The organism is Gelria sp. Kuro-4 (assembly GCF_019668485.1).
Taxonomy (GTDB): domain Bacteria; phylum Bacillota; class DTU030; order DUMP01; family DUMP01; genus DUMP01.
The window spans coordinates 2,162,278-2,184,367 of sequence record NZ_AP024619.1 but is presented as its reverse complement, the minus strand read 5'-3'; the positions used below and the strand labels follow the sequence as shown (position 1 = coordinate 2,184,367).

At 63.7% G+C, this 22,090-nt stretch carries 23 protein-coding genes; all 23 read left to right on the top strand.

Annotation, left to right across the window (positions count from 1 at the left end; genetic code table 11):
• The first annotated feature begins 100 nt into the window (after positions 1-100).
• The 23 genes from K5554_RS10980 to K5554_RS10870 all read left to right on the top strand — a co-directional run bounded on the left by K5554_RS10980 (position 101) and on the right by K5554_RS10870 (position 22,088).
• Positions 101-493 carry a YlbF family regulator gene (locus K5554_RS10980; protein WP_221038502.1) on the top strand — a complete coding sequence of 131 codons (393 nt, stop codon included), beginning with the start codon at positions 101-103 and terminating at the stop codon, positions 491-493.
• Complete coding sequence (locus tag K5554_RS10975; RefSeq protein WP_221038501.1) at positions 483-1,205, top strand: HAD family hydrolase; 723 nt, start codon at positions 483-485, stop codon at positions 1,203-1,205. The genes K5554_RS10980 and K5554_RS10975 overlap by 11 nt, the downstream gene beginning before the upstream one ends.
• 81 nt (positions 1,206-1,286) lie before the next feature.
• Entirely contained in the window at positions 1,287-2,117 is an 831-nt protein-coding gene (locus K5554_RS10970; RefSeq protein ID WP_255565387.1) for a YitT family protein, read from the top strand.
• Positions 2,118-2,210: 93 nt separating this feature from the next.
• Positions 2,211-2,468 carry an AtpZ/AtpI family protein gene (locus K5554_RS10965; protein WP_221038499.1) on the top strand — a complete coding sequence of 86 codons (258 nt, stop codon included), beginning with the start codon at positions 2,211-2,213 and terminating at the stop codon, positions 2,466-2,468.
• 3 nt (positions 2,469-2,471) lie between these two features.
• The gene (locus tag K5554_RS10960; protein WP_221038498.1) at positions 2,472-2,858 is read left to right on the top strand and encodes an ATP synthase subunit I; all 387 of its coding nucleotides are present in this window, start codon (positions 2,472-2,474) and stop codon (positions 2,856-2,858) included.
• 7 nt (positions 2,859-2,865) lie between these two features.
• The gene (gene atpB, locus K5554_RS10955; RefSeq protein ID WP_221038497.1) at positions 2,866-3,516 is read left to right on the top strand and encodes a F0F1 ATP synthase subunit A; all 651 of its coding nucleotides are present in this window, start codon (positions 2,866-2,868) and stop codon (positions 3,514-3,516) included.
• A 46-nt stretch (positions 3,517-3,562) separates the two neighbouring features.
• A complete protein-coding gene (atpE, locus tag K5554_RS10950) occupies positions 3,563-3,823 on the top strand; it encodes an ATP synthase F0 subunit C (protein ID WP_305038879.1) in 261 nt (86 codons plus the stop codon).
• Positions 3,824-3,888: 65 nt separating this feature from the next.
• Complete coding sequence (atpF, locus tag K5554_RS10945; RefSeq protein ID WP_221038496.1) at positions 3,889-4,410, top strand: F0F1 ATP synthase subunit B; 522 nt, start codon at positions 3,889-3,891, stop codon at positions 4,408-4,410.
• Positions 4,407-6,209, top strand: a complete 1,803-nt coding sequence (atpA, locus tag K5554_RS10940; RefSeq protein WP_221038495.1) for a F0F1 ATP synthase subunit alpha — start codon at positions 4,407-4,409, stop codon at positions 6,207-6,209. Before atpF ends, atpA begins: the two co-directional genes overlap by 4 nt.
• Positions 6,210-6,224: 15 nt before the next feature.
• Positions 6,225-7,106: an ATP synthase F1 subunit gamma gene (atpG, locus tag K5554_RS10935; protein ID WP_221038494.1), complete on the top strand. Its 882-nt coding sequence runs from the start codon at positions 6,225-6,227 to the stop codon at positions 7,104-7,106.
• Positions 7,107-7,111: 5 nt separating this feature from the next.
• The gene (gene atpD, locus K5554_RS10930) at positions 7,112-8,545 is read left to right on the top strand and encodes a F0F1 ATP synthase subunit beta (protein WP_370636882.1); all 1,434 of its coding nucleotides are present in this window, start codon (positions 7,112-7,114) and stop codon (positions 8,543-8,545) included.
• A gap of 2 nt (positions 8,546-8,547) precedes the next feature.
• Positions 8,548-8,997, top strand: a complete 450-nt coding sequence (locus tag K5554_RS10925) for a F0F1 ATP synthase subunit epsilon (RefSeq protein WP_221038493.1) — start codon at positions 8,548-8,550, stop codon at positions 8,995-8,997.
• 118 nt (positions 8,998-9,115) lie between these two features.
• Positions 9,116-9,517, top strand: coding sequence for a secondary thiamine-phosphate synthase enzyme YjbQ (locus K5554_RS10920; protein ID WP_221038492.1), 402 nt, complete (start codon positions 9,116-9,118; stop codon positions 9,515-9,517).
• 12 nt (positions 9,518-9,529) lie between these two features.
• Positions 9,530-11,395 carry an adenosylcobalamin-dependent ribonucleoside-diphosphate reductase gene (locus K5554_RS10915; protein WP_221038491.1) on the top strand — a complete coding sequence of 622 codons (1,866 nt, stop codon included), beginning with the start codon at positions 9,530-9,532 and terminating at the stop codon, positions 11,393-11,395.
• A gap of 27 nt (positions 11,396-11,422) precedes the next feature.
• Positions 11,423-12,616 carry a pyridoxal phosphate-dependent aminotransferase gene (locus tag K5554_RS10910; RefSeq protein WP_221038490.1) on the top strand — a complete coding sequence of 398 codons (1,194 nt, stop codon included), beginning with the start codon at positions 11,423-11,425 and terminating at the stop codon, positions 12,614-12,616.
• Positions 12,617-12,693: 77 nt separating this feature from the next.
• Complete coding sequence (locus tag K5554_RS10905) at positions 12,694-13,062, top strand: cell division protein SepF (protein ID WP_221038489.1); 369 nt, start codon at positions 12,694-12,696, stop codon at positions 13,060-13,062.
• 73 nt (positions 13,063-13,135) lie between these two features.
• Positions 13,136-13,987, top strand: coding sequence for a tetratricopeptide repeat protein (locus tag K5554_RS10900; protein WP_221038488.1), 852 nt, complete (start codon positions 13,136-13,138; stop codon positions 13,985-13,987).
• Between the two features lie 59 nt (positions 13,988-14,046).
• Entirely contained in the window at positions 14,047-17,457 is a 3,411-nt protein-coding gene (locus tag K5554_RS10895) for a DNA polymerase III subunit alpha (protein ID WP_221038487.1), read from the top strand.
• A gap of 74 nt (positions 17,458-17,531) precedes the next feature.
• Positions 17,532-17,732 (top strand): putative signal transducing protein, encoded by a 201-nt coding sequence (locus tag K5554_RS10890; RefSeq protein WP_221038486.1) that lies wholly within the window; start codon positions 17,532-17,534, stop codon positions 17,730-17,732.
• A gap of 17 nt (positions 17,733-17,749) precedes the next feature.
• A complete protein-coding gene (gene pyk / locus K5554_RS10885) occupies positions 17,750-19,501 on the top strand; it encodes a pyruvate kinase (RefSeq protein WP_221038485.1) in 1,752 nt (583 codons plus the stop codon).
• 45 nt (positions 19,502-19,546) lie between these two features.
• A complete protein-coding gene (gene proB, locus K5554_RS10880; RefSeq protein ID WP_221038484.1) occupies positions 19,547-20,359 on the top strand; it encodes a glutamate 5-kinase in 813 nt (270 codons plus the stop codon).
• Entirely contained in the window at positions 20,356-21,612 is a 1,257-nt protein-coding gene (locus K5554_RS10875) for a glutamate-5-semialdehyde dehydrogenase (protein ID WP_370636881.1), read from the top strand. Before proB ends, K5554_RS10875 begins: the two co-directional genes overlap by 4 nt.
• A gap of 5 nt (positions 21,613-21,617) precedes the next feature.
• On the top strand, positions 21,618-22,088 hold the full coding sequence (locus tag K5554_RS10870) for a thioesterase family protein (RefSeq protein ID WP_221038483.1): 471 nt from the start codon (positions 21,618-21,620) through the stop codon (positions 22,086-22,088).
• Positions 22,089-22,090: the final 2 nt, after the last annotated feature.

The following is a 22,090-nucleotide window of genomic DNA, read 5'->3' as shown; positions in this document are numbered from 1 at the left end:
TTCATTGTATGCGCCACCCGACGCAATGGCGCGTCTCACCGGCCGCTGAGCGGCGGAAAGCCGGCGCAGGAACGTGGACTTTTATATGGGGGTGTGTGACGTGGAGGTATACGATGAGGCGCATGCGCTGGCCAGGAGCCTGCGCGCTTCCGCGGAGTTTCAGCGCCTGCTCAAGGCCAAGGACGCCCTGCAGCGGGAACCGGAGAAGCTGAAACGCGTGACAGAGTTTAAGGCCAAGGAGTTCGAGGTGGAGGGGCAGAGGCTTTTAGGCGTGGACCTGCCGCCGGAAAAGCTGGAGGCGCTTCAGCGCCTGGCCGACCTGCTCCTCCTGGACCCGGTGGCACGGGAGTACCTGGAGGCAGAGGCGCGTTTTGCCCGCCTGTTCAGCGACGTGCAGAAGATCGTGCTGGACGCCGTGAAGGAATGGGAACCGTTGCTCCCACCGGGGGCAGGGGAGCGCCGGGCAAAGGAGAGTGAACCGGGTGGGCGGTAAGAGTCACCGGGTGAAGACACTGCTCTTTGATCTGGATGGTACCCTGATTCGCCTGGACATGGCGGCTTTTTTACCACGCTACTTTCAGGCCCTGGGGAAACGCTTCAGCCGCCTGGTGGACCCGCAGGCGCTGGTGAGACACGTTCTCGCCTGTACCGAGATCATGGTGGGTAACCGGGACGCGGCCGTGACCAACCGAGAGGCCTTTATGCAGGCTTTCTTGTCCCGGCTGGGCCTGCCGGCGGCTGAGGTGCTGCCGCTCTTGGATGCCTTTTACGCCGAGGAGTTTCCGCGCCTGGGCGGCCCGGAGGTGGCCAGCCCGGCGGCCCGGCAGGCGGTAGAGCTGGCCCTGGCGGCAGGGCTGGAGGTAGTAGTAGCTACCAACCCCGTCTTCCCGCTCCAGGCGATCCGCCACCGCCTGGCCTGGGGCGGCCTGGACCAGTATCCCTTTCGCCTTGTCACGGCCTACGAGGACATGCACTTTTGTAAGCCGCACGTGGAGTACTACCAGGAAATCTTAACCTTCCTGAGGCGCAGGCCGGAGGAGTGCTGGATGATCGGCAACGACGTCGGGGAAGACATGGTCGCGGGCCGGTTAGGGATCAAGACCTTCCTGGTGGAAGATTTCCTCATTCCGGCCGGAGGCAAGGCAGTTCCCACCCGGCGGGGGCGCATGGCCGATCTGCCTGCCTTTGTGGCCGGCCTGGTGTAGCGCCCGGGCCGCCCGCTTCGCATGGAAGCAACCGGTTGGGGAGAGACTGAGGACGCAAGGTGTGAAGTAGGGGGTAGTGGCGTGCGGGAACGCCTGGTGAACCTGGCCCAGATCAGCGCCGGTGCCTTGATAACCGCGCTGGGGCTGAACCTGTTTCTCATTCCCAACCGCATTGCCGCCGGCGGCGTCAGCGGCGTCGCCACTATTCTTTACTACATATTGGGGTGGCCGGTAGGCCCCACCATGCTGGCCATCAACATTCCCCTTTTTGCCGCCGCGGTCCATTTCTTGGGCGGCCGCTTCGGGGTCCGCACTTTGGCCGGGGCGTTGCTGCTTTCCGTGTTCGTGTCCTTAACCGCCCGCTTCGGGCCGCTGACAACGAACACCCTCTTGGCGGCCATTTACGGCGGCATCGCCGGCGGCATCGGCATGGGGATCGTTTTCCGCGCCGGCGGTACCACCGGCGGCACGGACCTGGCTGCCGCTCTCCTACATCGCTTCCTGCGGCTTTCCTACGGGAAAGGCCTGCTCACCATCGATTCCCTGGTCATAACCGTGGCCGGGGTTGTCTTTTCCCCGGAGCTGGCGTTATACGCTCTCGTCACGCTCTTTCTCACCAGCCGGGTTATCGACCTGGTGCAAGAGGGTGAGACCTATGCCAAGGCGGCGTTTATCATCAGCGAAGAGGCGGAAGCCATTCGAAAGGCCGTTCTCGAAGAGATGGGGCGGGGGGTCACCCTGTTCAAAGTGGAAGGCGGCTACACCGGGCAGGCGCGGTCCGCCCTCCTTTGTGTGGTGACGCAGGCTGAACTGCCGCGGCTGAAAAAGGCGGTGGCCGCTTGTGACAAGCAGGCCTTTGTCATCGTCGGCAGCGTTTACGAGGTTCTGGGAGAAGGCTGGGAGGGAAGCTGACCCCCTTGTCAAAGCCCAGCCGGAGTGCTATTATGGTCACTGTAAGATGGAACCAATGGATGGCCGCCGTAGACGGCCGAGTGGGGGCTGGTAATGGCGAAGAAGCGCGGAACCATAGTAGAAGGCTTCGGGGTGGCCATGGATCTGGGCGTCAGATTGGCGGCACCCATTGTTCTCTTCGCCTATCTGGCTAATTACCTGAACGAACACTACGGGCTTAGTGCAGGATGGGGTTTTGCTCTCATTCTCTTCGGCCTGGTCTCAGGGGTGTGGAATGTGTACAAGCTGCTGGCCAAAATGGCCGCCCGGGTACCCAAACCGAAGCCGGCTAAACGGAAGAGGATTCGATAGAACGTGAACAAGCTCTGGGGTTTGACCCGGCGGGCAGGCTGGGTGAGCCTGGGCCTGGGGGCGATGGCCGCCGGCGTGTTGGCCATGGGTGTCTCTCCGGCGGTAGCGGGCTTCTTCCTGGGCGGCCTGGCCCTAGGGATAGTAAATCTCCGCCTTCTGACCTTCACTGTTGAGCACGGTCTGCAGCCCAAGAGGCGCAACCGGGTTCAGGTGTTTTTTTTGCTCCATTTTTTGGCTCGTTACGGTTTTGTCTTTGCGTGCTTTTACCTGGTGGCTTCCCTCTCGCTGCGCGGCCTGGTGGCTGCGGCCGGCGGGTTCTTGCTGCCCGAGGTTGTACTTTGGGCGCGGGCTCTGGGCTTGCCGCGCGCCCCAAAGAAAAAAGGGGGGTGACCTGAACATGGAAGAGCTGGGCCCTGTAGTGGTGGCGGAGTTTTACGGTCTCCCTGTCACCAGCACAGTGGTGATGAGCACCGCCTTGAGCGGCTTTATCGCGGTGATTTCTTTTCTGTCCACCCGGCACCTACAGGCAATACCAGGGCGCCTGCAAAATGCTCTGGAGACTGTGGTGGAACTCTTGGAGGGGCTGGTAGAGGATAACATGGGGGAGAAGGGCCGGCTTTACTTTCCTTTTCTCGGCACCTTGTTCCTCTATATCCTACTCAGCAACTGGATGGGGGCTGTCCCCGGCCTGAAGTCGCCGACCAGCGATATCAATGTTACCGTGGCCTTGGCGGTGATAGTTCTTCTGGCTTCCCATGCCTATGGTCTGAGCAAAAAGGGCCTGGCACATCTGCACCACTTCTTGGAACCCATGCCCCTTTTCCTGCCGCTTAACATCATGGAAGAGATCACGAAGCCGCTCTCACTGGCCTTCCGACTGTTCGGCAACATTACCGGCGAGCACATCGTGGTGGCGGTGCTCGGCCTTATTGTGCCCCTTGTCGTACCGGTGCCCATGTCGCTTTTTGGCCTCTTTACCGGGCTGATTCAGGCTTTGGTGTTCACCATGCTGGCCATGGTTTACATTGCCCAAGCCACCGAGGAATAAGAGGTACGTTGGACTCGAGTTTTAGAACAAGGAGGAACCTGTTGTGATCACGGCAAAGGCGCTCGTCTTGGCAGTCACGATCCTTAGCGCCGCGTTGGCTATCGGGCTCGGCACCATCGGCCCCGGCCTTGGTCAAGGCATGGCCATCAGCCGGGCGGTGGAAGGCATTGCCCGGCAGCCGGAAGCGGCCGATAACATTCGCATGACGATGCTGATCGGTATCGCCATCATTGAGTCCCTCACCATTTACGCCTTCGTTATCGCTCTGGTGCTAATCTTCGCCAATCCGCTGGTCGCCCGCCTGTAGCCGACGGGGTCGGCCGGCGCCCGGAGCGATCCGTACCCATGGTAAAGTGAAAGGAGGAAGGTCGTATGGAAGGCGGACTCTTGAGCCCTAACCTTACCACCTTTCTGCACACCATAATAAACTTCTTGATTGTCCTTCTGGTTCTCAGGCTGTTTGTTTACAAGCCGCTCACTAACCATATGAAAAAGCGCCGCGACACTATTAAAGAGGCGCTGGAACAGGCGGAAAAAGCGCGTGCCGAACTGGCCGAGATTAAAGCTGCCGGTGAGGAAGAGCGTAAGAAGGCCCGCCGCGAGGCCGAGGAGATCATTGCGAACGCCGTGCGCGAGGCGGAGAAGGCCAAGCGGGAGATCATCCAGCAGGCGCGCGAGGAGTCCAAGCGCATCATCGCCGCCACGCAGGAAGAGGTTAAGCATGAAAAGGAGAAGGCCCTGCTGGACCTCAAAGAGAACGTGGTCAGCCTGGCCATCCTGGCCGCCAGCAAGGTGGCGGAGCAGTCGGTGGACGAAAAGGCCGGCAAGAAGCTGGTGTCCGACTTCCTCGATAACCTCGACCTGCGCAGTGTCGGTGGGGGTGCCAAGGTATGAGCGTTCAAGGCAGCGTGGCCTTTAAGGAGGAAAAGCCGGCGGAGCCGGAGCTGGTCGTGGAGGTTACCTCGGCTGCCCCGCTGGGCGAAGAAGAACTGCGGAAACTGCGCCGTAAGCTTGTGGAGTCTGTAAAACAGCACTACGCTTTGAGCCTCAGGGTGGATCCGAGTCTCCTCGGCGGCCTGGTGATCCGCATCGGGGACAAAGTAATTGACGGCAGCGTGCGCGGGCGGCTTGATGCCTTGCAAGCCAACCTGTTGAAGAAGAAAGAGTTGCCAGAAGAAGTCAAGGAAGGAACCAATTTCCAGCAGGTGGCCTCCGTGGTGCAGATGGACATCGCCAAGACCCAGCTGGCGCCCGAAGTGGCTGAAGTAGGCTGGGTGCTGGAAGTGGGCGATGGCGTGGCGCGCGTGCGGGGCCTGAGTGGTGCCATGACAGGAGAGCTGGTGGAGTTCCCCGGCGGCACCCTGGGCGAGGTGCTGAACCTGGACCTGGACCATGTGGGCGTGGTGCTCCTGGGGCCGGACAGCCACATCAAGGAAGGCGACGAAGTCCGGCGGACGGGGCGTGTGGTGAAGGTGCCCGTAGGTATGGGCCTTCTGGGACGGGTGGTTGACGCCCTGGGCCGGCCGATTGACGACCGGGGTCTCATAATGCCTGCCGGCTACCGCTCCGTCGAAGGCCCGGCGCCGGGGATAGTGGACCGCCAGCCGGTACGCGAGCCGCTGCAGACGGGGATCAAGGCCATCGACTCCATGGTGCCCATTGGCCGGGGACAGCGCGAACTCATCATCGGTGACCGGCAGACGGGCAAAACGGCCATCGCCATCGATACCATCCTGAACCAAAAGGGCAAAGACGTCTACTGTGTCTATGTATCCATCGGGCAAAAGGCCTCCAGCCTGGCCCAACTTGTGCAGACTCTGGCCGAACACGGCGCCATGGCCTACACCACGGTGGTGGCGGCCACCGCCAGCGACTCGCCGACCATGCAGTACCTGGCTCCTTACGCCGGGTGTGCCATCGCCGAGTGGTTCATGTACCAGGGTAAACACGCGCTGGTGGTTTATGACGACTTGTCCAAGCACGCCGTGGCGTATCGCGCCATGTCGCTGCTTCTTCGGCGCCCGCCGGGGCGCGAGGCCTACCCGGGCGACATTTTCTACCTGCACTCGCGGCTTCTCGAACGGGCGGCCAAGCTGAGCGATGAACTGGGCGGCGGTTCGCTCACGGCGCTGCCCATCATCGAGACCCAGGCCGGCGATGTGTCGGCTTACATTCCCACCAACGTTATCTCGATTACGGACGGCCAGATTTACCTCGACACCGACCTGTTCTTCGCCGGCGTGCGCCCGGCGGTCAACGTCGGCCTTTCGGTTTCCCGTGTCGGCGGCAACGCCCAGATCAAGGCCATGAAGCAGGTGGCCGGCAGCCTGCGCCTAGACCTGGCGCAGTACCGCGAGCTGGCGGCCTTCGCCAAGTTCGGCGCCGATCTGGATAAAGCGACGCAGGCCAAGCTGAAGCGCGGCGAGCGCCTGGTGGAGGTGCTGAAGCAGGAGCAATACCAACCGCTGGCGGTGGAGGACCAGGTACTGGTGCTCTATGCCGCGGGCAAAGGCTACCTGGACGATCTGGATCCTCAGGATGTGCCTAAGTGCGAGCGGGCACTCCTAAGGTTCTTCAGCGAGCGGCAGCCGGACCTTAAGGCCGCGATAGCGCGCGAGGGCAAGCTGACGCCGGAGACGGAGGCGGCCCTGAAAGAAGCCTGTGCTGAGTTCTTCCGCGGCTTCGGCGCATAGATGGGGGGGAGCGCAGTGCAAACTCTGCGCGACATCAAGCGGCGCATCAAGGTTGTACAGAACATCGAGCACATCACGCGCGCCATGAAAATGATCTCGGCAGCCAAACTGCAGAAAGCCCAGCGCCAGGTACAGGAGGCCCGCCCCTATGCCCGGAAAATCCGTGAGATCCTGCGGGACCTGGAGGCGCAGCAGGGGGAGTTCGAGCACCCGCTGCTTAAGGAGCGCCCGGTGCGACGTGCCTGCTATGTGGTACTGACGGCCGACCAGGGGCTGTGCGGCGGGTATAACACCAACGTGCTCCACGAGGCCGCCTTTGCCGTGGGCCAGGACGAAGCGGAGGTGGAGGTGATCACCGTCGGTGCCAAGGCCCGGCGCTTCTTTCACGAGCTGGGCTACCCGCTGGCGGCGACTTACCCCAGCTGCCCGGACAAAGTGACCTTCCTGACGGTACGGCCCTTGGCCGACCGGGTGAGTTCCGATTTTACCGCCGGCCGCTATGACGCGGTTTACTTTGTGTATACGCGCTTTTACTCGGCAGTGACGCAAAAGCCGGTGGTGCGGCGGGTACTGCCGGTGGAAACCGAAGAGGTGGAAGGTCCTATAGCGTACCGCAGCATCTACCAGCTGGAACCGAATGAAGAAGAGGTTCTGAACCGCCTGCTGCCGCGCTACGTGAGCGCCACTATTTATCGCATTTTCCTGGAGGCGAAGGCGGCGGAACACGGAGCGCGGGTAACGGCCATGGATGCCGCGACGGACAACGCTGAGGAGCTCCTGGGGCAGCTGACGCTTTCCTACAACCGGGCCCGCCAGGCGGCCATTACAGAGGAGCTTACGGAAATCATCGCCGGCGCCGACGCCTTGAAAGAAGAAGTCGGGCTGAGAGGGGAGTGAGAGGTTTGCGTGTAGGCGTTGTGGAGAAAATCCGCCGCGTCATCGGGCCGGTTATCGATGTTCAGTTTCCTGAGAGCGAGATGCCGCCCCTGTACACGGCGGTTAAGATCATAGATTCCGCCCAGCGGGATGCCGAAGGAAAACCTGTGGAAATCGTCGCCGAGGTGCTGCACCACGTGGGCCAGGGCCTGGCGCGTTGCGTGGCCCTGTCCTCCACCGAGGGCTTGGTGCGCGGGATGCAGGTGATAGATACAGGAGGACCGCTCTCGGTGCCGGTGGGGCGGGCCTGCCTGGGCCGAGTGCTCAACGTGTTAGGCCAGCCCATCGACAAGTTGGGTCCCATTGAGGCCAGCGAGTACTGGGCGATTCACCGTCCGGCGCCGGCCTTTGAGGAACAGGAGACCTACACCGACATCCTGGAAACCGGGATTAAGGTTATCGACCTCTTGGCGCCGTACCCGCGCGGCGGGAAAATCGGCCTCTTCGGCGGGGCCGGCGTAGGCAAAACCGTCATCATCATGGAACTTATCCGCAACGTGGCCATGGAGCATGGCGGTTACTCGGTATTTACCGGCGTGGGCGAGCGTACCCGTGAAGGAAATGACCTGTGGCTGGAGATGAAAAACTCCGGCGTTCTGGACAAGGCTGTGCTGGTGTACGGGCAGATGAACGAGCCGCCGGGAGCCAGGCTGCGCGTTGCCCTGACCGGTCTCACCATGGCCGAATACTTCCGGGACGTGATGGGGCAGGATGTGCTGCTCTTCATCGATAACATCTTCCGCTTTATTCAGGCGGGCTCCGAGGTGTCCGCGCTTTTAGGGCGCATGCCGGCGGCGGTGGGTTACCAGCCGACTTTGGCCTCTGAGCTCGGGGCGCTGCAGGAGCGGATCACTTCAACCCGCAAGGGGTCCATTACTTCCGTGCAGGCTGTTTACGTACCGGCGGATGACCTGACGGACCCGGCACCGGCTACCACTTTCTCCCACCTGGACGCTACCACGGTGCTGTCGCGCAGCATCGCTGAGCAGGGCATCTATCCGGCGGTGGACCCGCTGGACTCGAGCTCGCGCATCCTGAGCCCTTGGGTGGTGGGCGAAGAGCACTACCAGGTGGCCCGCAAGGTGCAGGAGACGCTGGAGCGTTATAAGGAGCTGCAGGACATCATCGCCATCCTGGGTGTGGAAGAGCTGTCCGAGGACGATAAGCTCGTGGTGGCGCGTGCCCGTAAACTCCAGCGTTTCCTGTCGCAGCCCTTCTTTGTGGCCGAAACCTTTACGGGCCTGCCGGGCCGCTACGTGCCGCTGCACGAGACCGTCCGCGGTTTCAAGGGGATTGTGGAAGGCAAGTACGATGATTTGCCGGAACAGGCCTTTTACATGGTGGGCACCATTGACGAAGCCGTGGAGAAGGCCAAACGGCTCCAGGAAGGTAAGGTCTAACCATGGCCAAAACGCTTAAGGTGGATGTGGTGACGCCGGAGAAGATCGCCTTCAGCGGCGAGGTGGAGCGGGTCATTGCCCCAGGTATTGAGGGGAGCCTGGGCGTGTTGCCCGGACACGCGCCGCTGCTTACCGAGCTGGGCACGGGCCCGGTGGTCCTGAAGCGCGGCGGCCAGGTGATAGAGCTGGCGGTGAGCGAGGGCTTCCTCGAGGTGATGCCGCAGAAGGTGGTTATTCTGGCCGAGACGGCCGAACGGGCGGAGGAGATCGACGTCGCCCGTGCCCAGGTCGCTCTGGAACGGGCGCAGGCGGAGCTGGAGTGCGCCCGCGACCGCCAGCAACACGCCCAGGCCCTGGCCGCCGTGCGGCGGGCGGCGAACCGCCTGCACGTGGTTGAGGACTACCGCAAACGCAAGCCGGAGCGCGCGGGCCGGCTGCCGCAGGTGCACTGAGAGCCTCCTCCTTTTAAGGGGGCTCTTTTTTCTTTTTTTTACCTTTTGAACAAACCAGGCTCTGCTGGAAGGAAAAAGTTGCCCGGACGTGGAATACTAGGGCGCAGGAGGGAAAAATGTGCTCCAGCGTGTGACCGTGCGCACGGGCGCACAATGCGAGTTTATGGATATCACCGGGTTACTCCAGCAGGCGGTAGCCAAAAGCGGCGTCGGAGAGGGAGTTCTCTTTGCCACGGTGCCCCACACCACGGCCGGCATCACCCTTAATGAAAACGCGGACCCGGCGGTGCGAGCGGACATAGAGCAAACCTTGCGCCGGCTGGTTCCCGACCTGGCAGACTACGCGCACGCCGAAGGCAACAGCGCGGCCCACGTGAAGGCGTCGCTGGTTGGGTCGTCGGTGACGCTCCTCATCAGCGGCGGCAGGCTGGCCTTGGGCCGTTGGCAAGGTGTCTACTTTTGCGAGTTTGACGGCCCGCGCACCCGGGAGGTATTGGTCCGGGTTGCCGGCCTGCCTTAGAGGAGCTGCATCATGACCGCGATCGAGCCGCGCTTTTCACCCAACGCCCGGCGAGTGCTCGAGCGGCGCTACCTGAAGCGCGGCCCCGGCGGCCGGGTCAGCGAGACGCCGGCTGAAATGCTGCGGCGGGTGGCTGCTGCAGTGGCCGCGGCCGACCGCCGGTATGACCCGGCGGCGGCCCTGGAGCCGCTGGCAGAAGAGTTTTACACCGCCATGGCGCGCCTGGAGTTTTTGCCCAATTCGCCCACCTTGATGAACGCGGGCCGGGAGCTGGGACAGCTGGCGGCCTGCTTTGTGCTGCCGGTGGAAGACTCCATAGCGAGCATCTTTGAGGCTGTCAAGAACATGGCGCTTATCCAGAAAAGCGGCGGCGGCACCGGGTTCTCTTTTTCGCGCCTGCGGCCGAAGAACGATGTGGTACTCTCAACGCAGGGCATTGCCAGCGGGCCGGTTTCATTTATGCGCGTCTTCGATGTTGCGACCGAAACCGTCAAGCAGGGTGGCACGCGGCGCGGGGCGAACATGGCCGTCCTGCGCGTGGACCACCCGGACATTTTGGAGTTCATAACCGCCAAAGAGAAGGAAGGAGCCTTTGCCAACTTTAACCTGTCCGTGGGTGTAACCGCGGACTTCCTGGCCCGCCTGCGGGCCGACGAGGAATATGCCTTGATTAATCCCCGCACCGGCCGCACGGTGCGCCGCCTGCCGGCACGCCGGGTGTTCGACCTCATTGTGAACACGGCCTGGGCCACCGGGGAACCGGGGGTGGTGTTTCTCGACCGGATAAACCAAGATAATCCCACGCCGGCCCTGGGCCGGATTGAAAGCACCAATCCCTGTGGTGAAGTGCCGCTTTTGCCTTACGAAAGCTGCAACTTGGGCTCGCTTAACCTGAGCCGGATGGTGCGCCGGGGTGCCCGGGGGCCGGAGGTGGATTGGGAACGCTTGGGGCGCGTGACCCGCCTGGCGGTTCACTTCCTGGATAACGTGATCGATGTAAGCCGCTACCCGCTGCCTGAGATCGCCGCCGTGACGCGGGGCAACCGCAAGATCGGCCTGGGCGTCATGGGGTGGGCCGAGCTTCTTATTCAGCTTTCCCTGCCCTACGACAGCCAGGCCGCCACCGACCTGGCCGCGCAGCTGATGGCCTTTATCCGCCGTGAGGCGCGCCGGGCCTCAAGCGAGCTGGCGGAGCGACGGGGGCCTTTCCCCAACTGGGAAAAGAGCATTTATGCGGGCAAGGAAAAGCTGCGCAACGCCACCCTCACGTCCATCGCCCCCACCGGCACCATTTCCATCCTGGCCGGCACGAGCAGCGGGATCGAGCCCCTTTTCGCTTTGGCCTACGTGCGCCGCGTGCTGGGGGGAGAGGAGCTACCGGAGCTCAACCCGCTCTTCCTGACGGCGGCCCAGGAGCGCGGCTTCCTTACCCCGGACCTGCTGGACCGCTTGGCGCACCGTGGGAGCATCCGGGGCCTGCCCGGGGTGCCGCCGGATGTGGAGCGAGTTTTTGTCACGGCGCACGACATCGCCCCCGCCTGGCACGTGCGCATGCAGGCGGCCTTCCAAAAGTACACCGACAACGCTGTGGCCAAGACGGTGAACTTGAAGCAGAGTGCGCGGCCGGAGGATGTGCGCGAGGTGCTGCTTTTGGCCGCCGGCCTGGGCTGTAAGGGCGTAACCGTTTACCGTGACCGCAGCCGGACGGAACAGGTGCTTAACCTGGGTCCCCCTGCGGCGCCGGAGGGAACGCCGGCCGCCGGGAGCTCGCTGGCGGAGAGCGCGGCCGCCCGCTGTCCCGAGTGCGGCTCGGCCCTCACGGGCGCCGGCGGTTGCGCTGTGTGTCCGGCCTGTGGGTATTCCAGGTGCCAGCTATAAAGCAAAAGAAAAGAGGAGGAATCGAACATGAGACTTGCGCAGCGTGCTCAGGGGATTGGCGCTTCCCCCACCTTGGCCATGAATGCCCGGGCCAAGGAAATGAAGAAACAGGGCATTGATGTCCTTTCCTTCACCGTGGGCGAGCCGGACTTCAACACGCCCGCGCCCATCGCTGAGGCCGGCATTGCCGCCATCCGCGAAGGCTTCACCCGTTACACCCCGGCGGCCGGCATCCCGGAGCTCAAAGAAGCCATTTGCGCCAAGCTCAAGCGCGACAACGGGCTGGAGTATGCGCCCGGGGACGTGGTGGTCGCCAATGGCGCCAAGCATGCCATCTATAATGCTCTCCAGGCGCTTATTGATGAAGGCGACGAGGTTATTATCCCGGCTCCTTACTGGGTAAGCTACACCGAGATGGTGAAACTGAACGGCGGCGTGCCGGTTATTGTGCCGACGCGGGCCGAGAACGGGTTTAAACTCACTCCTTCCGACCTCAAGGCGGCGCTTACCCAGCGCACCCGCGCCATCTTCATCAACTCGCCCAACAACCCCACGGGCGCAGTGTACTCGCGCCGGGAGCTGGAAGAGCTGGTGCAGATCCTGGTGCCCCGGGACGTGGTGATCATCTCGGATGAGGTTTACGAAAAGCTGCTTTACGACGGAGCCACCTTCACCAGCGTTGCCGCCCTCGGCCCGGAGGTGAAAGACCTTACTGTAACCATCAACGGCGTCTCCAAGACCTACGCCATGACCGGCTGGCGCATCGGCTACGCGGCTGCGCCGCGCGCACTGGCCCAGGCCATGGCCAACATCCAAAGCCATGCCACCTCAAACCCGAACTCGATCGCCCAGAAGGCCGCTGTTGCGGCGCTCACCGGCTCCCAGGAACCCGTGCAGCAAATGTTGGCCGAGTTTGCCCGCCGCCGCCAGCGCATGGTGACCGGGATCAACGCGCTGCCCGGCCTGAGCTGTGGCACGCCGGAAGGAGCCTTTTATGTCTTTGCCGACGTCGCCAGCCTGTTTGGGCGGACGCTGCGGGGGCAAAAAATCACCGGTTCCGTAAGCCTCGCGGAGCTTTTCCTGGTGGAGGCCCACGTGGCGGTGGTTCCAGGAGCGGCCTTCGGCGACGACCGCTACGTGCGCTTTTCTTACGCCACGTCGCTTGCCACCATCGACGAAGGCCTGGCCCGGCTCCATGCGGTCCTGTCCGAGGTGCGCTGAACCGCACCGGCTGATGCCGGTGCCGCAGAGCGGGCCCTGCGGCCTGGTCAAAGAGAGAAGCGGGAAGGGTGACAAGGATGCCCGACCTCTGGAAAAAGGTGCGCTCGCTGGTGGGTAAACGGCAAGGCACGGCTGCCGGCGCAGACGAAGGCGGCGATGTGCTCGATCCGCCCCCGGGCGAGGTGCGGGTGGCGGTACGCCGGCCGGCTTCGTTCGCCGAAGCGGAACCGATAGCGGCTCAAATTAAAGAGGGGCAGGCCGTGGTGGTGAACCTGGAGGGTTTACCGCTGGCGACGGCGCAGCGCCTGGTGGACTACTTAAGCGGTGCCACCTACGCACTGGACGGGAACCTGAAGAAGGTCGGCGCGTCGATCTTCCTTTTTACCCCTCCCGGCGTCAACATTCATGTGCGGGACCTTATGGGCGGTCAACTACCGGGAAATTAGCCGCAAAAGCGCGGGAATAACCCCCCTTCCTCCTAGAAAAACTACGGCCAGGGGAGAGAAGGGGGGGTTTGCCGTGCGCCCACGGTTACGAACCTCACTCCTGGTGCTTTTGCTCTTGGGTGCCTTGCTGGCCGGCACCCGGCTGGCGCTGCCGCCGGCCTTGCAGTACGCGGCGGAAGAGTCGCTCCTCCACGGCCGCCTGGAGCGTGCCCTGCGGCTTTACGCCTGGCTCAGCCGCTGGTACCCCCGGCGTCCCGAGGCCGGCCTTTACGAGCTGCAGCAGGCGGACATTTACTATTATAAGTACGGTAACCTGCCGGCTGCCGCCGCGCACTACCGTGCCGCCCTGGGTCGTGACAGACTCCCCGGGGGCCTTGCGACATACGCCCGGGAGCAGCTGGATCTTATTGCGCTCTATGGCGGCGACACCAGCTTCTTTCCCCGCTTTATCGCCGTGGCGGATGCCTTTCGCCGGGGCAGCAGCGCCGGCTTCGAGGAGGCCGAGGCCTTGGGGCAGGCCCTGATTGCGGACAACCCGCCGCCCGGCCTGGCGGGTGAAACCTGGTTTCTCATCGGGGAAAGCCGTCTTCGTTTGGAGAAGTATGAGGAAGCCATCCAGGCTTACGAGCAGGTGTTTACGGCGACGACCGGCCACCGCCTGGAGGCGGATGCCCTGTACGGGGCCGCTTACAGCGCCGAACAGGTGGGAGCTTATGCCAGGGCGTACGAGTACTACAGCCGCCTGGCTGCGGCTTACCCGCGAACCCTCCTGGGAGAAGTGGGGCTCTTCACCAGCGCGCAGCTGCTCGCGCAGAAACTGGGCCGGCCGGCGGAGGCGCGCCGGAGGTTTGAGCTCTACACCCAGAGTTACCCCGAGGGTTACTTCCGGACGGAGGCGCAAGAGAACATAAAAAGGCTGACCTAGGCAGGAAGGGTGGGGGGCGCTTGTGGAATTACCTCCGAGAGAATCCGGGGGGAATGAACATGAGCGCCGAATTTGTTCATCTACACGTCCACAGCGCGTACAGCCTGCTCGACGGTGCCGGGCGCATCGGCGACCTGGTGGCGCAGGCCCAGCGTTACGGCATGCCGGCCCTGGCCCTTACGGACCACGGTGTGATGTACGGGTGTGTGGACCTGTATAAGGCGGCCCGCGCAGCCGGCCTGAAGCCCATTCTAGGCTGCGAAGTTTATGTGGCGCCGCGCACCCGGCGCGACCGGACGCCGCGGCAGGACGATAACCTGGCCCACCTGGTGCTGCTCGCCGCCGACGCCCGTGGGTACCGCAACTTGATGGCCTTGGTGAGCCGGGCCTTCTTAGAGGGCTTTTACTATAAGCCGCGGGTGGACAGGGAGCTCTTGGCCGAGTACAGCGACGGCCTGATCGCCCTCTCCAGCTGCCTGGCCGGGGAAGTACCGGCGCGGCTTTTGGCCGGGGACGAGGAGGGGGCGCGGCGCGTGGCCGGGGAGTACCGGGATATCTTTGGACCGGGCAACTTCTACCTGGAGCTGCAGGACCAAAACCTGCCGCGGCAGCCGGAGCTCAATGCGGCCTTGGTGCGCCTGGCCCGCCAGGAAGACTTGCCGCTGGTGGCCACCAACGACGTACACTACGTACGCCCGGAGGATGCGGCGGCGCACGACATTCTCCTGTGCATCCAGACGGGCAAGAGCGTTCACGACCCCAGCCGGCTGCGTTTCCCGACAGAGGAGTTCTACCTGAAGTCACCCCAGGAGATGGCAGCCGTGTTCGCCGAGGTCCCCGAAGCACTGGCGAACACCCTGGCCATCGCGGAACGCTGCAACGTAGAGCTGGAGCTGGGGAAGCTGCACCTGCCGGAGTTTCCTTTGCCGCCGGGGAAAACGACAGAGACGTACCTTAAGGAACTTTGCGAGGCAGGGCTCAGGCGCCGCTACCGGTCCCCCGGCCGGCACGAGGAAGAACGGCTGAGCCGTGAACTCGACATTATCCGCCGCATGGGTTACAGCAGCTATTTTCTCATCGTCTGGGACTTTGTACGCTTTGCCCGCGAGCGGGGGATACTGGTGGGGCCGGGGCGAGGCTCGGCTGCCGGGAGCCTGGTGGCCTACACCCTGGGCATTACGGACATCGATCCGCTGGCCCATGGGCTTCTCTTTGAACGCTTCCTCAACCCCGAACGGGTGAGCATGCCGGATATCGACATCGACTTTGCCGACGACCGCCGGGACGAGGTGATTGAGTATGTTACGGCCACCTACGGTGCCGACCACGTGGCCCAGATCATTACCTTCGGCACCATGGCCGCCCGCGCTGCGATCCGCGATGCCGGGCGCGCCTTCGACCTGCCCTACGGCGAGGTTGACCGCATTGCCAAGCTGGTACCGGCTGAACTGGGGGTGTCTTTGGACAGCGCCCTGGAGCAGAGCCCCGAGCTGGCTGAGCTTTACGCGCGCGAGGAGTGGGTGACAAAACTCATCGACACGGCGCGCAAACTGGAGGGGCTGCCGCGCCACGCCTCTACCCACGCCGCCGGCGTGGTGATCGCTGCGCGGCCGCTTGTGGAGTACGTGCCGCTGCAAAGGACGGGCGAGGGAGCGGTCACCACCCAGTACCCGTGGGAGACCATCGAGGAGATCGGGCTTCTTAAGATGGATTTTCTCGGGCTGCGCACCCTGTCCGTGCTGGCGGGGACCGTGCAGCTGGTGCAGAAGGGACGCGGTGAAGCCCTGAACCTGGCTGAGCTGCCGCTCGACGACGGCCCCACCTACGCGCTCCTCAGCGCCGGGGCCACCGGCGGCGTGTTCCAGCTGGAAAGCCCCGGGATGCGGTCGCTCATCCAGGAACTGAAGCCGTCGGAGCTAAGGGACCTCACCGCCCTGGTGGCGCTCTACCGGCCCGGGCCGCTGGGGAGCGGCATGGTGGAGGACTTTATCGCCAGAAAGCACGGCCGGAAGCCCGTGGAGTACCTTCATCCCCTGCTCGAGCCTATACTCAAAGAAACCTACGGCGTTATCCTGTACCAAGAGCAGGTGATGCAAATCGCCAGCCGCCTGGCCGGCTTTACCCTGGGCCAGGCCGATCTCTTGCGCCGTGCCATGGGCAAAAAAAAGCCCGAGGCGCTTGCTGCGCAGCGGGAACGCTTCCTGGCCGGCGCCGCCCGGCTGGAGGTGGAGCGCGAGACGGCGGAACGGGTCTTTGAACTCATGGAGTACTTTGCCGGCTACGGCTTCAACAAGTCCCACTCGGCCGCGTACGCCCTCCTGGCTTACCAGACGGCGTACCTGAAGGCTCACTACCCGGCGGAGTACATGGCGGCGCTGCTCACCAGCATTATGGAGGACAGCGACAAAGTGGCCCTCTACTGCGAAGAGTGCCGCCGCCTGGGGCTTGCGGTGCTCCCACCCGACGTGAACCGCAGCCAGGTGGACTTCACCGTGGACGCAGGCGGCATCCGCTTTGGGCTGGCGGCCATCAAGAACGCCGGCCGCGCGGCCATGGCCGGCATTGTCGCCGCCCGGGAAAAGGGAGGCCCCTTCCGCTCGCTGGAAGATCTCTGCCGGCGCATTGACCTGCACAGCAACAACAAGCGCACGCTGGAGAGCCTCATCAAGGCCGGGGCCTTAAGCTCCCTGCCGGGCAACCGTGCCCAGCAGCTGGCCGCCCTGGAGGCAGTGTTGGAGAGCGCCCAGCATTACCAGCGCGAGCGCGCCAGCGGCCAGGGTTTGATCTGGGACCTGTTGCCGCAAAGCCCGCTGGCGACGCCCCTCCCGGAGCTGCCGGAGGTGGACCCGGCGCAGCTTCTGGCCTGGGAAAAAGAAGCGCTGGGGCTTTACCTCAGCGGGCACCCGCTGGCGGCCCAGGCGGAGGTGTTGCGCCAGGTGGCTACGGCCGAAAGCAGCGAGCTTAACGAGTTGCCGGAGGGGACGGCGGTGGTGGTGGGCGGGCTGGTGACGGCGGTGAAAAGGATAACCACCAAGCGGGGGGATCCGATGGCTTTTGTCACCCTGGAGGACCTCACCGGCACCCTGGAGGCGGTCGTCTTCCCGCGCACCTTTGCCGCCGCCCGGACGCTCCTTACGCCGGACGGCTTGGTGCTGGTGCGCGGGCGCGTGGCCCGGCGGGAAGAAGAGGCGGCCAAGGTGCTGGCGGACGAGGTCTGGCCGCTTACCGGAGCAAAAGAGCTCTACCTCAAGCTGGAGCCGGGGCAGAAGGCGGCGCTCGGCGCTATAGAGCGGGAACTCAAGCGGGCCCCCGGGGAAACCCCGGTGTTCCTCTTTTACGCCGGCGACAAGCGCCTGGTCCGCCTGCATGAAGAGTTCAATGTGGCGCTGGAGGAGGGGCTGCTGGCGCGGCTGAAGGAGCTCTTGGGACCGGAAAACGTGGCGGTGAAGGTGAAAAAATTGCCCCTGTAAAAAGGATTTAGCGGAAAGGGAAGCGAAAAATATAGCAATCCCGGATGACAAGGTAAGGGGGGCCTTGGCTTAAGATGTGGACCGTAATCTACGTCGCCCGTAACCGGACGGAGGCTGAGATGCTCAAGGGCATTCTCAGCGCCGAGGGCATTCTCGTAATGTTGCGGGCGGTGGGGGTACCGCACTTAGGCAACTCAGGCAGCGTGGAGATTCTGGTTCCCTCCTCGGAAGCGGAGGAAGCAAACGAGATTCTGCAGGGTAACCTGTGTTCTTAGTCAGGGGGTGGGCGCGTTTGCGACGAACAAAGATTGTCTGTACGATTGGTCCGGCCAGTGAAAACAAAGAAGTGGTGCGGGGACTTTTGACGGCCGGTATGGACGTGGCGCGGCTCAACTTTTCCCACGGCAGTCACGCTGAACACAAGCGCCGGATCAATACCCTGAGGGCGGTGGCCCAGGAGATGGGCCGCCCCCTGGGCATCATGCTGGATAACCGGGGCCCGGAAATCCGGCTGGGCACCTTTCGGGGCGGGCGCATTAAGCTGGAGGAGGGCGACACCTTCACTCTGACCACCGAGCAGGTGACGGGCGACCGCACCCGGGCCTACGTGACCTACAGCGGACTGCCGCGCGACGTGCGGCCCGGCCAGACCATCCTGTTGGCCGACGGCGCCATCGCTATGGAGGTGCTGGAGGTCCGGGAGAACGAGGTGGTTTGCCGGGTAAAAAACAGCGGTGAGCTCTCCGACCGCAAGAAGCTGAACCTGCCCGGGGCCTCGGTGTCCCTGCCGGCGCTTTCCGAGCAGGATGTGGCGGACCTGGCCTTTGGGGTGGAAAACGGCGTCGATTTCGTAGCGGCGTCCTTTATTCGTAAGGCCGAGGATGTCCTTGAGATTCGCCGCGTACTCGAAGAAAAGGGAGCCGACATCCCGATTATCGCTAAAATTGAAAGCCGGGAGGGCGTGGCCAACATCGACGCCATCCTGCGCGCGGCGGACGGGGTGATGGTGGCCCGCGGGGACCTGGGCATTGAGATCCCGGCGGAAGAGGTGCCGCTCATCCAAAAGATCATCATCAAAAAAGCCAACCGGCTGGGCAAGCCTGTTATCACCGCCACGCAAATGCTGGAGTCCATGGTGGCGAACCCGCGGCCGACGCGGGCGGAAGCCAGCGATGTGGCCAACGCCATCCTGGACGGGTCGGACGCCGTGATGCTTTCGGAAGAGACGGCCACCGGGCGCTACCCCAAGGAGGCGGTGGCCACCATGGCCCGCATCGCTGAGCGGGCGGAAACGGCGCTGCCTTATGCGGAGCTGCTGGGGCGGCGGGGCCTGGAGGCGGATGTGAGCGTCACCGACGCCATCAGCTACGCCACTTGCTCGGCGGCGAGCGCCTTGAAGGCCGCCGCCATCGTGGTGTCCACCAGCTCCGGCTACACAGCCCGCATGGTGGCGCGCTACCGGCCGGCCGCACCCATTATCGCCATTACGCCCAGCGAGGCGGTGGTCCGGCGCCTGCTCTTGGTGTGGGGCGTGGTGCCCGAGTGGGCGCCGGCTACAGCCAACACCGACGAGATGATCGACCGGGCGGTGGATACGGCTTTAAACCGCGGCTACATCCACCAAGGCGATCTCGTGGTGATCACGGCGGGCGTGCCCGCCGGGGTGGCCGGCACCACCAACCTGATCAAGGTACAGGTGGTGGGCGACGTGCTGGCCCGGGGGAGCGGCGTCGGGCATGTCGGTGTCTCCGGGCAGGTGGCAGTGGTCAAAGACGCCGCCGAAGGCCGGCGCAAGTTTAAGCGGGGGCAGATTCTGGTTACCACCGCCACCGACCGCAGCCTGGTCCCCTTTATGGAACAGGCCGCGGCGATTATTACAGAGGAGCCGGGCCTCAGCTCGCACGCGGCGGTGGTGGGGCTCAACCTGGGCATCCCCGTGGTGGTGGGGGTGGAGGGGGCGGTCGAGCTCCTGGCTGACGGCATGGTGGTGACCGTGGACCCGGTGCGCGGCCTGATTTACCGGGGCCGCGCGCAGGTGAGGTAAAAGTTTGGGAGATGGTAGAGACTATGAAGGGAAGAAGTGAGTGCAGTGCGGGAGGCTTTGGAGAAAGCCAGGCGTTTAGTGGTCAAGGTGGGCACGTCCACTTTGACCTACGGTTCCGGTAAACTCAACCTGGACCGCATCGAACACCTTGTGCGGGAGCTGGCCGACCTGGCCCACAGTGGCCGCCAGGTGATCTTGGTGTCTTCCGGAGCCATTGTGGTGGGGCGTACGCGCCTGGGGATTCCCCGGCGGCCCAGCAGCACTCCTGAAAAGCAGGCCATGGCGGCGGTAGGACAGGGCATTCTCATGCAGACCTACGAAAAACTCTTTGCCGAGTACGGCCTCAATGTGGCTCAAGTGCTGCTGACCAAAGAAGATGTGACCAACGGCAAGCGTTACGAAAACGCCTGCAACACCTTCAACATGCTGCTCGAGTACGGGGTGATCCCCATTGTTAATGAAAACGACACCGTAGCTACGGAAGAGATCGAGTTCGGTGACAACGACACCCTGTCGGCGTACGTGGCCGTGCTGGCCCGGGCCGATCTTTTGGTTCTGCTGTCCGACATCGAGGGCCTCTACACCGCCGATCCCAGGCGGGATCCGGCGGCGCGTCTTATCCCGCTGGTGGAGGGAATCACGCCCGCGATCGAGGAGCTGGCCAGCGGCGCCGGTTCCGACCGGGGCATCGGCGGCATGGTCACTAAGATTGAGGCGGCGCGCATTGCCGGTGCCGCGCAGATTCCGCTCATTATCGCCAGCGGCGAAAAGCCGGGTTTGATAAAGAGCATCCTGGCCGGGGAAGAAATCGGCACGCTGTTTTTGCCCGTACGCGCGGACCAGCAGGAAGGGAAGTGAATTGGGTGGAAGAGGTAAAAAGGAAGGGCCGGGCGGCCAAGGCGGCGAGCCGGGTACTCGCTACTCTACCCACAGCGGTTAAGGACCGGGCCCTGGCGGCCATGGCCGGGGCGCTGCTGGAAAGGCAGGAGGAGATTCTGACTGCCAACCGCCTGGACGTGGAAGAAGGACGGGCCAGGGGACTGAGCGCCGCCCTGCTCGACCGGCTCACCCTGGACCCGGCGCGGATCCGCGGTATGGCGGAAGGCTTGAAGGTGCTGCGGGCTTTGCCCGACCCGATCGGCGAAGTGGTGGCGATGTGGAAACGGCCCAACGGCCTGCGCATCGGCCAGGTGCGCGTGCCGCTCGGCGTCATCGGGATCATTTACGAGGCACGGCCCAATGTCACGGTGGATGCCGCGGGCCTGGCCCTGAAGGCCGGGAACGCCGTTATCTTAAAGGGCGGTTCGGAAGCGATCAACTCGAACAAGGCCATCGTTAAGGCATTGCAGGAGGCAGTAAGCGCCGCGGGGCTGCCGCAAGGCTGCATCCAGCTGATCGAGGACACTACGCGCGCGGCGGCTGCCGCCCTGATGAAACTGAACGAGTACCTCGATGTCCTCATCCCCCGGGGTGGTGCCGGGCTCATCAGGGCGGTGGTAGAGAATGCCACCGTGCCGGTCATCGAAACCGGCGTAGGGAACTGTCATGTTTACGTGGATGCCAGCGCCGACCGGGAGATGGCCCGGCGCATCGTTCTCAACGCCAAGTGCAGCCGGCCCGGCGTGTGCAACGCCATCGAGAACCTCCTGGTGGATGAGGCCATCGCGGATGCGTTCCTACCGGTGATCGTGCGCGAACTCACCGCTGCCGGTGTGGAGGTACGGGGCTGCCCGCGCACGCGCTCCCTCTGCCCTGAGGTCAAACCCGCCACCGAAGAGGATTGGGGGACTGAGTACCTGGACTACATCATCGCCGTCAAGGTGGTGGCCGGGCTGGACGAGGCCATTCGGCACATCAACACGTACGGTACGCACCACTCCGAAGCCATTGTCACAGAGAACTACTCGCACGCCCAGCGCTTCCTGGAAGAGGTGGACGCGGCGGCGGTGTACGTGAACGCCTCCACCCGCTTTACCGACGGCTTCGAATTCGGCTTCGGCGCCGAGATGGGCATCAGCACCCAGAAACTGCACGCCCGCGGCCCCATGGGCTTAAAGGAGCTCACCACCATCAAGTACATCATCTACGGCAACGGGCAGATCCGGGAGTGAGCGCCGTGCAGCAAGGAAAGGCCGTGCGCACCCAGCTTTCCGTGCGGTACGCCGATACCGACCAGATGGGTGTGGTCTACTACGCCAACTACCTGGTGTGGTTTGAAGTGGGGAGAAACGCGTTCTTTCGTGTCCTGGGCGACTCCTACCGCCGCTGGGAAGAGGCCGGGCTGCTCCTGCCGGTGGTGGAGGCGGGCTGCCGGTACTATCAACCGGCGCACTATGACGACGAAGTGACTGTTGCTACCACCTTGGCGAACCTGAGCGTCGCCCGCCTGACCTTTACTTACCGTGTTGAACGGGGAACGGTCCTTTTGGCCGAGGGGCACACGGTGCACGCCTTTTTAGGACCTGGGGGGCGTCCGGTTAACCTGAAAAAGGCTTTTCCCGGGCTGTGGGATAAACTTCTGCCCTGCGTCGCGCCTCCGGCGGGCAGGGAACCCGGCACGCCGGGAGCAGCCAAGCAGCGAGGTTAAAA